Source organism: Achromobacter pulmonis (assembly GCF_021733725.1).
In the GTDB taxonomy this organism is placed as follows: domain Bacteria; phylum Pseudomonadota; class Gammaproteobacteria; order Burkholderiales; family Burkholderiaceae_B; genus Achromobacter; species Achromobacter pulmonis.
In genome coordinates this window covers 2,267,401-2,279,667 of sequence record NZ_JAIFOT010000001.1, presented here as the reverse complement: position 1 = coordinate 2,279,667, position 12,267 = coordinate 2,267,401, and the positions used below count along the sequence as shown (strand labels likewise).

Annotated in this window: 1 protein-coding gene; it reads left to right on the top strand. The window is 68.1% G+C overall.

Annotation, left to right across the window (positions count from 1 at the left end; all coding sequences use genetic code 11):
• The first annotated feature begins 39 nt into the window (after window positions 1-39).
• A complete protein-coding gene (locus K2W61_RS10495) occupies window positions 40-12,264 on the top strand; it encodes a hypothetical protein (protein WP_236755558.1) in 12,225 nt (4,074 codons plus the stop codon).
• The last annotated feature ends 3 nt before the right edge of the window (window positions 12,265-12,267 follow it).

Below are 12,267 nucleotides of genomic sequence, written 5' to 3'. Positions count from 1 at the left end.
GTGCCTCGGGGCCATTCTTCAACCTGCCGAGACTTCTCAATGAAAAACGCGCTCAGGACCATACCCGTCACCATCAAGAACGGAACCATCTCGTTGAATCTAAAGCTGGCCGATGTCCAGAGCATGGCGATCGTCGGCGTCGACCTGGTCGCCCTGATGCGGGACGGCACCCGGTTGCTGTTGCCGGGGCTGGCCGTCAGGATTCTCGAACGGCCGTCGCCCACGTTGCAGTTCCTGGACCAGCAACTGTCCGGCGCCGACCTGTTCACCAAGGTCGATATCGACAGCACCGCGCTCAAGGACGCCACCGAGGCCTTGCAGGTGCCGGTGTCCGAGCCGACCTCATCCGATAACGTCGGCAACGCGCACGGCGCGACGGAAGAAGACGGCAAGGCCGGCGACGCGGCGGCCGGAGAAGGCACGGGCGACCTGTCGGCCGGCGCCGTGGACGGCCTGGATACCGGCGACGCATCCAAGGGCGAAAGCGACAAGAGCGGCGACGAACCACAGGCCTGGTACCAGGAATATGGCTGGATCCTGGGCCTGGTGGGCCTGGCCGGACTGGCGCTGGGCCTGTCCAGCAGCAAGAAAAAAAACAAGGACGAAGACAAACCGGCCGAAGCGGCGCGGCCGGACGCGCCCGCGGGCGACACCCCCGCCGCGCCCGACGACAGCAATACGCCGCCCGAGGCCGAGGGCGAAAAGCCCGCAGTGACCGTCACCGGCGGCATCGCCGCCGGCGTCTTCAACCACGCCGAAACGCTCTCCGTGACGCTGTACGGCGCCCAGGGCCAGGAACTGGCGCGCGGCGAACTGGTGGTCGGCCCGAACGGGCAGGTGCTGTCCTACCGCGCCGAACTGCCGGCCGACTATGTCGGGCCGGTGCGGGTCGTGGTCACCGACGGCGCGCGCGACGGCCTCGGCTTCATCGATGAATACCGTCAGGCCATGGCCCTCGGGCAGGGCATGACGGCGGAGCAGGCTGAACGCTTCGCCAGCGCCGACTTCGCGCCCCTGAGCGCCATCGCCTGGCGGGCGGAAGGCCAAATGGACATGCGCGTCTCGGTGACGCCGCTGACCGAACTGGCGGCACGGCTGCTGCAAGCGCCGGCCGACCCCACGCAAGCGCTCGATGGCGTGACGGCCGAGCAGGTGGCCGCGATGGCCGCCGCCGTCGCCGATTTCGCCAAGACATTCACCGGCGATACGCAGATCAACGATATCCTCGGCCCGGTCATCGCCATCAACGCCGACAACTTCGGCGCCGGCGCCGCCGACGCGCAAGCCTATGGCCGGGCGCTGGCGGGCCTGGCCGGCCTGGACGCGGTATCGGGCGCGCTGGAACAGACCCTGCGGCTGTTGACGCGCGGCCTGGAGCGCGCCGACGACGGCACGCTGCGGGTGGCGCAGTCGGTCGAGGGCGCGATCCTGCTGAGCGCGATGCAACAGGCCAATACGCTGTTGGCCGGGCTGGACGACCACTCGCTGTTCGACGCCTTCGTCTTGCCCGAGGTGCCGTGGAGCACGGTCACGGCCACCTTCGCCGATGCCGCCCCGTCCGAGGTCAGCGGCATCGACGCGCTGGGCTCGGCGACGCAGCCGTCGGTCACGGTATCGTGGGATGCCGACGGCGGCGCCCGCCTCGCCGCCGGGCAGACGGTGGCGCTGTACCTGCTCGACGGCCGCCAGGTCGCGGCGCACACGCTGTCGGACGAAGACATCGCCGCCGGCCACCTGACGCTGAACGCGCCCGATTACGGCGAACAGGCTCTGGGCGCCGATGGCGTCAAGCGGTTGTTCGTCACCGTGGCCGACGACGCCGGCCTGCTGATAGCGCGTTCCGAACTGCATACCTACGGCCTGGTCAGCGCCGAGGTTGACGCCATCACTGGCCTGAGCGCGGACACCGGCCTGTCGAACTCCGATTTCATCACCAATCAACCGGTGCAGGCGGTGTCCGGCACCTATCGCGGCACGCTGGGCGAGAACACCCACATCGAAGTGTCGGCCGACGGCGGCCGCACCTGGGTCGCCACCCGCGTCACTGCCGGCGCGGACGGCGCCGGCGGCACCTGGGTGTCGGAGTCGCTGCGCCTGGACGCCACCGCACAAGACGAGGACGCGCGCCTGCTGACGCGCGTGAGCGTGTCTGGCGGCGATGGCGAGCAGGCCTTGACGCTGGCCGGCGCCTCGCACGACTTCGTGCTGGACGTGACGCCGCCGGAAGCGGTGGTGGCGTCCATCGACAGCATCAGCGCGCCCCTGCCGGGCGCCCTCGACGGCTTCCTGTTCTCGCAGGCCTCGCAGACCATCCGCGGCACGGTCGACGGCACGCTGGCGGCCGATGAGCGGGTGGTGGTGTCGATCGACGGCGGCAACACGTGGATCGCCGGCGAAGCGGATGGCGCCAATTGGCAGGTCACGGTCGGCTTCTCCAAGCACGGGCCGGGCGAGATCCTGGCGCGCGTCAGCGACATGGCCGGCAATGTCACGGCCGCGCAGACACACCCCTATCAATTCACCGAGGCCTCGCTGGAGGGCGTGATACCGACCCAGGCGGTGGACGTGCAGGCCGTCACCGACCACATCGGCGATTCGCAAGCCGACCCCTACGATTTCATGGGCGAACTGCGTCCCGGCATGAGCACGGATGACCGCCGCCCCACCTTCACCGGCACGGTCAGCGCCGACCTGGAGGGCGACCAGGTGCTGGTGCTGGTCGACAGCATCAATGGCGGCCCCGAACGCCTGCTGGGCTACGCCAACGTAGCGCCCGGCGAGGACGGGCAACTGCCGCAATGGTCGTTCACGCCGGTGGCGGACATGGCGGTGGGGCGCCACCAGGTGTTGGTCAAAGTGTTCTCGCCCAGCCAGAACGCGTGGTCGGCGCCCTATCCCGAAGGCGTCGACGCAAACACCCCCGACGCTAAGTCCAACTGGGGCGCCTGGGACGTGAACGTGCAGTCCATCACGTTCGATGGCGTCATCATCCCCGGCGTGGATCCGCTGAACCTGTTGACCGCGCCGAGCCTGGTCACCGAAAGCACCCAGCCGATCCTGACCGGCATGCTGGGCAGCTTGCTCGGGCCGGACGAGAGCGTGATGATCTACGACACGGCCGACAACGGCCGGACCATGCTGTTGGGCGCCGCCGACATCCTGCCGGAGCAGAACGGCGCCGGCGCGCGCTGGCGCTTCGAGTTCCGCGACGATGCGCAACTGCGGGATGGCGCCCACACGCTGCGCGCCGTGATCCAGCAGCCGGATGACGACAACGGCGTGCCGCGTTCCCTGCTGAGCGCCGGCACGCCCCCCGTCATCGTCAGCACCGAGCTGCCCGAGCAGGAGGTAACCATCGCCCGCGTCATGGACGACGTCGGCATCTACACCGGCGAAATCACCAGCGGCACGTCCACCGACGACACCACCCCTTCGTTGACGGGCACGGTTTCCGCGGCCCTGCGGCCGGGGCAGACGCTGCAGGTGCGCGTCACCGACGTCACCGACCCTGAACAGGTATTCACCTACGAACCCGAGCTTGACCAGGACAGCCTGAACTGGTCGCTGGCGGTGAGCCCCGCGCTGCCGGTAGGCCACTACCACCTGGCCGCGGGCGTGGTCAATGGCGGCGGCGCAATGGGCGCGCGCAGCGCGCACTTCGATCTGCTGATCAATAGCCTGACCTTCACCAACCTGGACGATGCGGCCGGCCCCATCGTCGGCAACGTGTTCGCCAACGGCGAGCCGTTCGTCACCGATGACCGCGCGCCGGTGTTCGGCGGCCAGCTCGGCGTGGCGCTGGCCGATGGCGAAGTGGTGCAGGTCGTGGCGCGCCACGACGACAAGGAAACCGTGCTGGGCAACGCCATCATCAGCGCCGACGACGAGGGCGGCCTGACCTGGTACCTGGCGTTGGACAGCAGCCAGGGCCTGCAACTGGAGGATGGCCAGTCGACCTTGTCGGCGCGCATCGTCAACGTCGACAGCGATGAAGTGCGCCTGGCGGTCGACCGCGAAATCGTCGTCGATACCGCCATCCCCGATACCGCTGTCGCTATCACCGAGGTGCGCGACCAGGTAGCCGGCAGCAACGGTTTCGTCGGCCCGCTGGCCGCTGGCCAGAGCACCGACGACACGCGCCCGCTGATCTCGGGCATGCTGCTTGGAGCCACCACGATGCCGCTCTCGCGCGCGGTGCAGATCATCGACCGCATGACCTCGCCCTCCGGCGCCGTGACCGAGCAGGTGCTCGGCCTGGCGACCATGGACGAAGGCGAGGACGGCACATGGACGTTCACGCCGCCGGAGAACCTGGCGATTGGCTCGCACGCCTTCTCCGCCCGCGTCATCAATATTGCCAACGGCGAGCTGGGACCGGAAAGCGCCAGCATCGCCGTGCGCGAAAACCGCTTGTCGTTCGCTTCCGTCCTGGACCATGTCGGCGCGTTGCAGGGCAACCTGCTCGACGCCCGCATCTTCGCCCAGCCGGTCTCCACCGACGATAGCCGGCCCAGCATGTCCGGCGAACTGGGCGTGGGGCTGGGGCCGGACGAGCGCGTGGCGATCTACGATTCCCTCGCCGGCGGGCCTGCGACCCGGCTGGGCGTGGCCACGGTGACGGGTACCTCTTGGGTATTCACCCCTGAAAGCGTACTGAGCGACGGCGTCCACACCTTCCAGGCGCGGCTCGAACGTACCCAGCCGGGCAGCGCGCCGCAGGTCTTGCTGTCGGCCTCGACACCCTCGATCACCATCGACGGCACCGCCGTGCCGGTCACGCAGACCATGTTGGAGCTGCGGGTCAGCGACAACAACGGGGCCAATGGTTCGCAGACCGGCATCGTGACGTTCCGCGGCAGTACCGACGATGCCCGGCCGGTCGTCAGCGGCAGGCTCAGCGCGCCGCTCACGGCGGGGCTGCAGGTGCAGGTGTTCGCATCGTCCGCCGGCAACGCCGAGCGCCTGCTCGGCACGGCGGACATGAACGGCGTCAACTGGACCTATCGGGTCGGGCAGAATCTGCCGTTCGGGCCGTCCACGATCCTGGCGCGGGTGGTGGCCGCCAATTCAGGCCTGACCAGCAACACGCTGTTCACCACCGTCAACATCAATGGCATCACGCTGACGGAAATCGCCGAGACCTCCACCGGCCTGAATGTGCTGGACCGCGACGGCCATGGCACGGGCCTGAACGACGTGACCCTGCGCGGCCGGCTGTCCGCCCCGCTGCTGGTATCGACCGAGCGCGTGGCCGTCTACGCCAAGGATGGCGACGCCACCTTGTTCTCGCCGATCGGGCTTGCGACCGTCGCCAGCAATGGGATCGATTGGACTTTCCGTCTGCCTGAACGCCAGGGCACGGCGCAAACCTGGCGTGAAGGGCGCCATGAACTCTCGGTGCGCATCGAAGACACGGCCTCGCGTGTCGCGTACGCGCTGGCCATCACCGACTTCACGGTGGACTCCCAGCCGCCGACCCAGACCGCGTCGATCACCGGCTACGTGGATGGCGTAGGCACATCGCAAGGCGTGCTGACCGAAGGGGTCAGCACCGACGAGACCCGCGGGGTGGTCCAGGGCACGCTCAGCGCGCCGATCGACACCCATACCCGCCGCGTGATGGTGTACGCCCGTGCCGCCGATGGCGGCCTGGTGCTGCTGGGCGAAGCCGGGGTCACGGACACCGACTGGAAGTTTCAGGCCGTGCAGCACTTTGTGCCGGGCCTGCACACACTGGTGGCGCGGGTCGAGAATATCGCGACAGGCGGCGTGGGCGCCTCATCCGAGCCATTCGACGTGCGCGTGCAGCAGGTGAGCGTGGCGTCCATCACAGACTCGGCCGCGCCGGATGTCAACATCCTCGCGCCGGCATTCAACGGCGCCGCCAAGCACGGCGCTCTGGTGGTCGGCGGCCGCCTGGGCGCGGCGCTGGCCCCGGGCGAGGAAGTCAGGATCTTCATCGATGGCGAGGAACAGGCAGGCACGGCCACGGTGACCGAAAGCCTGGACTGGTCGTTCACGCTGCCGGCGGACACCCCGCTGGCCCAGGGCAGCCACACCATCGTCGCGCAGGTGGTTGGCGCCGAAGGCGCCGAGATACGGGTGGGCTCGACCGCCCGCACCGTCTATATCGACGACAACGCGCCCGTCGAAACGGTGATCATCAGCTCGGCGCGCGACAACCAGGGCGCCGGCGGGCTGTCGTTCACCGGCGAAAATGTGTCGGGCGTTGCGTCCGACGACCCGCTGCCGCGCTTGCAAGGGACCGTCTCCGCGCCGCTTTCCGGCGGCGCGGCCGTGGCGGTGTACGGCCAGATGCCGGGGCAGGACGCGCCCGTGTTCCTGGGCTTCGCCACCGTGGCGGCGGACGCGACCTGGACCTTCCAGGTGGACCGCGAACTGCCCTTCGGCGACACGGTGTTCACCGCCAGGGCGGTCAACCGGGCCGATCCGCAGCATCTGCAGGGCGCCAGCTCGCCAGAGTTCGTCGTGCACGAGCAGGCGGTGAGCATCACCGCGCTGGTCGACCACCACGGCGCCGTGACCGGGGACCTGTTCCAGGCCCAGGCGCATGCGCCCGGCCGCGGCATCGCCTTGCTGAACACCGATGACCTGCGTCCGACGCTGTACGGCCGCGTGGCGGTGGCGCTCAAGGCAGGCGAGGTGCTGTCGCTGTTCCGCGGCAACGCCAAGCTGGGCGAGGCCGTGTTCGATTCGGACGGCCTGTCGTGGTCGTTCACGCCGCCCGCGGATGTGGCGCAGGGCACGGCGCCCTTCAGCGCGGCGCTGTTCGACTTTGCCGGCCGCTCGCTGATATCGGCGCGAACCCCGGATGTCACCATCGCCAGGCTGGGCGCCGACCACACCATCACGATCACGGCCGTGCAGGACGCCAACAACCGGCCGGTCATGGTCGACAAGGTAATCAGTACGGCGCCGGTCAATGTGCTGGCCGATGGCGTGCTCGATGACTCCCGCCCGATCCTGTCGGGTACGCTGGACCGGCCCTTGGCCACGACCGAGACGGTCCATGTCTATGCCATCGACAGTCAGGGCGGCAAGCATGACCTCGGTGTCGCGACGACGACGGGAAGCAACTGGTCGCTGACCCCGGCGATTTCCCTGCCGGCCGGCATGAACACGTTGCAGGCCGCGATCGAGAACAGCACCGACCGCAACGACGCCGTGCTGTCGGCGCCGGTCAAGGTCAATGTGGTGTCCCCCTCCGGCATCGAGCTGGACGATATGTCGGCGTGGGGCGCGGTGCCGTCGGGGCGCCCGACGATGCACGGTTCGGTGAACACCGATGCCATCGAGAACCTGTCGGTGCGCATCCTCATCGACGGGGTGGACGCCGGCACGGCCACGGTGGAGGCCGGCGGGAGCTGGACCTTCCAACCGGTCTTTCCGCTGACGGCGGGCACGCACCAGGTCGAATATGTGCTGCTGAACAACGGCACGCCGGTCGACGCGGTACAGACCGAGGCGCCCCGCGTCTTCACGGTAAGCAGCGCCGAAGCGCCGTCGTTCTCGGTGACCCTGGCCGGCGACGGCCAGCCGATCCTGACCGACCAGGGCCTGGTCGTGCTGTCCGGCACGGCCTCCTCGCCGGTGCCCGCGGGCATGGGCATCATGATTTCGGTCGATAACAAGGATGTCGGCCTGGCGGGCGTGGATGCCAGCGGCGAGAACTGGTCATACACCTTGTGGGCGCAGTCGCCGGGACAGCACGCCGTTGCCGCGCGACCGATCAACCTCGGCACGCTCGTTGCTTTCGAGGACGGCGCCGCGCATACCTCCATCTTCCAGAACCAGATGACCATCGACACGCCGGCCGGGGCGCTGGCCTTGTCCGGCGGGATTTTGGCGATGTTGGCCGACAGCGACAAGGATGTGGCGCTTGCGGGCCGATTAACCAACGCGCTGCCGACGGGCTATTGGCTGCAAGTGCGGCGCGATGACGTTGTGCTCGGGAAGGCCGAAATCACCGAAGACGGCAATTGGCACTACGCCATCAAGCCGGATCAGCAGGCTATCGGCCTGCATCGATACAGCGTCCTGGCCTTGCCGTCCGATGTCGACGTCTCCGATGCACAAGCCGTGTCCTTCATGCGGGCCCAGGCGCGGCTGAACTTTACCGATATGCACAGCGGGCCGGACGCCCAACTTTACGTGGCGCTCACCAGCCTGACCGACGACCAGGGCGTGAACGTCCCGGCTACCAACGCGACGATCCACAATCCCTTGCCGGCGCTGCGCGGCACCATCAGCCAGGCCCTCGATCCGCTGGATCAGATCGTGGTGTATGGCCGCGGCCGCGACGGTCAGCAGACCCGGCTCGGCGAGGCCCGGATGCTGACCGCCACCACCTGGGAATTCCAGGTCAAAACCCCCTTGCCGCAAGGCGGCTATACCCTGATCGCCAAGCCCGAGAATCGCCTGACGCACGTGGCCAACGAGATCGGCAGCGCCGCCACGGATATCCAGCTTCAGGATGTGACGATCGTATCGCTGACCGACGCGGTCGGCACGCAGCGTGGCAATGTGCTCGACACCCCCGGGCACCTGACCGATGACGGCCTGCCCACCATCAGCGGCAGGCTCAGCGCGCCGGTGCGCGAAGGCGAGCAGTACCTGCGCGTGTCCGACACGGTGGGCGGAGTGACCACGGTGCTGGGCCGCGCCGAGATCGCCGACCCGCGCAATCCCCTGGCATGGCGCTTCCAGCCGACGGCGCCGCTGGCCAACGGCAGCCATACGATCTCGGTCGAGATGGTTGGCACCAATAACGACAGGGTGCAGGCCGGCGCCAGCGTGTCCATCATGATGGACGGCAGCACGCCGGGGCACACGGTGCAGATCACGCGGGTGCGTGACGATGACGGCCCGGTGGTGGGCAATGTGGCCGCCAACGGCGCAATCGCGTACCAGCGGCCGCTGGTGTCCGGCACGGTCAGCGCGGCGCTGTCCAATGCGCAGGTCGTGCGCATCTGGGGTGACGACGGCGCCGGAAACGTGGCTTATCTGGGCCAGGCCACGGTCAATGGCACCAATTGGACGTGGCGCAGCGATACCGACATGGACTTTGGTTCGGTCCGGCTGTTTGCCACGGTCGACAACGCCGCCAAGAGTGGCGTGGTCTATAACGAGGAAGGCGTTATCCATGGCCGACCGTCGGCGCCATTCAGTTTCCGCCTGCAGGACATCCAAGACGTCCAAGCGCTCGGCGCCGACGGCAAGGAGGTGGACGCGAGCACCAGTTCGCGCCAGTTCACGCTGAGCGGCAAGCTGGCCACGCCCCTGGTCAAAGGCGAATACATCGAAATCCGGGACGGCACCTCGATCTTGGGACGCGCCACCGTCGACGCGGGCTTGAACTGGCACTTCCCCATCGGTGAATCGCTGACCAACGGCCAGCACGTCTTCAAGATCTCGATCCTGGGCAACGGCAACCCCGCCAATGTGCCACTGGTGTTCCAATTTGTTTCGATCAACGTCTACGAAGCGGCGTCCGATCCGTTGCAGGCGGGCCTGATCGAGGCCGTGATCGCCCTGCCGGGAACCCAAGTGCTGCTCGGCAACAGTCCCTTCGATACCTGGGCTGGCAATAGTGTCCGGCCCGGCCAGAGCGTGGACGGCGCACGGATCGGCATCTTCGGCTCGCTGGCCGTGGCGCCGCGCGCCGGAGACCAGGTGCAGGTCTATGACAACGACACATTGCTGGGCACCGCCAGCGTGTCGGGGCTGCGCTGGTGGTACAACGCTGACAAGCCCTTGCCTGCTGGCGAACATCGCCTCACCCTGACCATCAACGGGATGCCGGTGCCGCCCCCCGATTCGGTCCACGACGCCGTCTACCCGATCGAGGTGTTCGACGCCGACGCGATCCGGATTGACGCCCTCACCAGCCAGACCGACCGGACCCAGGCCTTGAGCGGCTCGTTGCAGCATGCCCTGGGGCGCGACGAGGTGCTGGGCGTGTATCGCACCCTGAACGGCGAGAAGGTCCGCCTGGGCGACGCCACGGTGCAACAGGCCGCGGATGCCGAAGGGCGCATCGGCTGGTCGTTCACGCCCACCGCCGGGCTCGGCCTGGGCCTGGGCGAACAGACGCTGACGCTGCAAGTCGAAGGCGCGACGCACACTCGCGTCGCGGCCTCGCAATCGGCCACCGTATCCCTGGACAAGGACGCCATCGACGCGGTCACGGCGATCCTGTCGGTGGCCACGCCGCGCGCCGACGGCCTGGCGGGCGTCGAACCCGGCGCGTCGGTGAGCAACGCGGCAGTGGTGGTGAGCGGCACGCTCGATCGCGACCTGGTCGGCAGCGAGCGGGTGGCGCTGTATGACGGCGACCTTCGTGTCGGCTACGCCACGCTGGGCGCTTCGGGCCGCAACTGGACCTACGTCTTCACCGGCATGAACAATGGTGCCCATAACCTGACGGCCGTGGTCGAGAACAACGCCGGCCGCAGCGGGACGCATTCCGGGGCGTTCGCGCTGAATATGGCGGCACAGTCGCCCGGCCAGCTCGTCACGTTGACCAGCGGCATCGAGGAAGGCGCGCCTCTGGGCAGCGCCGTGGGCGTGGATACCCACGGATTCTCGGCGTTCGCGTGGAACACCACCCGCGTGTATTGGGACATCAACCAATTGCGCAATACGGCGGACATGGTGCCCACTGGGAGCGGACAGGTGCCGGCGCTCAATTTCGCCAACTACAACAGCGCGTTCATTCCCGGCGTTCCCTACCAGGTCATCGCCAACTACCTGGGCGGCGGCTGGTTCCACGTCGATGCGCAGCAGGCGGGCATGTGGTCCTTCCGCACGCCGGTCTCCGACGATTTCGCCACGCTCAGTGTCGATGGCCAGGAAGTGTTTACCGCCGCCGGCTTCTATGCCAATGGCCGCGGCGGCAGCACCGAGCTGGCGCCAGGCTGGCACTATCTGCGCATGGAGGTCGGCAATACCGGGGCGTCAGGCTACTGGCGGCTGCAGTGGCGCCGCCCGGGGGAAACGGACTACACCGTGGCCCGCGAGGTTTACACCGGCCCCACCGAACACGCGCTGGCACTGGGACCGACGGACAAGTCGCATCATGTCAAGCTGAACTTCGCGCTGAGCGCGCCGCTGGGCAAGGACGAGCAGTTGCAGGTGATCGACCTGACCGCGCACCGCGTCGGCGACGGCCTGCGGCTGCAGTTCTGGAACCTGCCGGCCGATGCCAACCGCGGCTTCGACGCCGCCCTGGCGTTGATGGCGCAGACCCCGGCCGCCGTGTCGCGCATGGCCGACAGCCTGCTGTACGACAGACAGCATCCGTTCGACACCGGCGTGATCACGTCGGCGGCGTCGATGCTGGGGCATGCCTCGGGCTGGTTCCACGTGGCGCAGAATCAGGCCGGCACTTGGCTGTTCCGCACCACCTTGTCCAGCTCCCAGGTGCAGCTCAAGATCGACGGCCATACCCTGCAAGCGCCGGGCGAAGCATTGGCGCACGCGCAGTACGCCACCACTCACCTGGAAGCCGGTTGGCATCACCTGGATTCCATCCTGTTCCAGGGTTCCGATACCGCCATCGATTGGCGAATCAGCGTGCTGCGGCCAGGCGACAACGCATATGGGCTGCTGACCGACTTCGCCCAGTTCGAGGCCGGCGTGCTGGGGAATGCTTCCCTTGCCGATGCGGCGCAGCCGACTGCCTACTCCTTCGACACCACGGTGGACGACGGCGGCAGCCATACCCTGGTGGCCGTGGTCGACAACAACGGCGCCCACGTGGCCCCGGAAGACGCGAGCGAAAGCAGGGTGTTCCTGGCCAACGGCGCGTTCGGCATCGTCGACAAGGCGGTCGCGGTCACCGGAGACGGGCAGACCGTGGACTTCGCGGCGGTGCATGGCGCCATCAACCGGATCGACCTGGATGCCGACCATGCCACCCATACGCAGGGCAACACCCTCGTCATCGGTGCCAATGACGTGCGCCAGGCCGATATCGGCGCGGCCGCCGATCTGCACAGCGATCTGCTCAATGCCGCGTTCCACCAGTTGATCGTGCAGGGCGGCCAGCACGATGTGCTGCGGCTCGCGGATGCCGCCAACGCCACGGCGTGGCAGGAAAGCGGCACGATCGCGGCGTCGACGGACACGCCCGCGTACACGGTATTCACCGCGCCCGACCAGGCCTTGCAGTTGATTGTCCAGACCGACATCGCGCTCGACCTGAACGGCGTGCTGCGTTCGACGGCCCATCCGGTTATCTGAGGA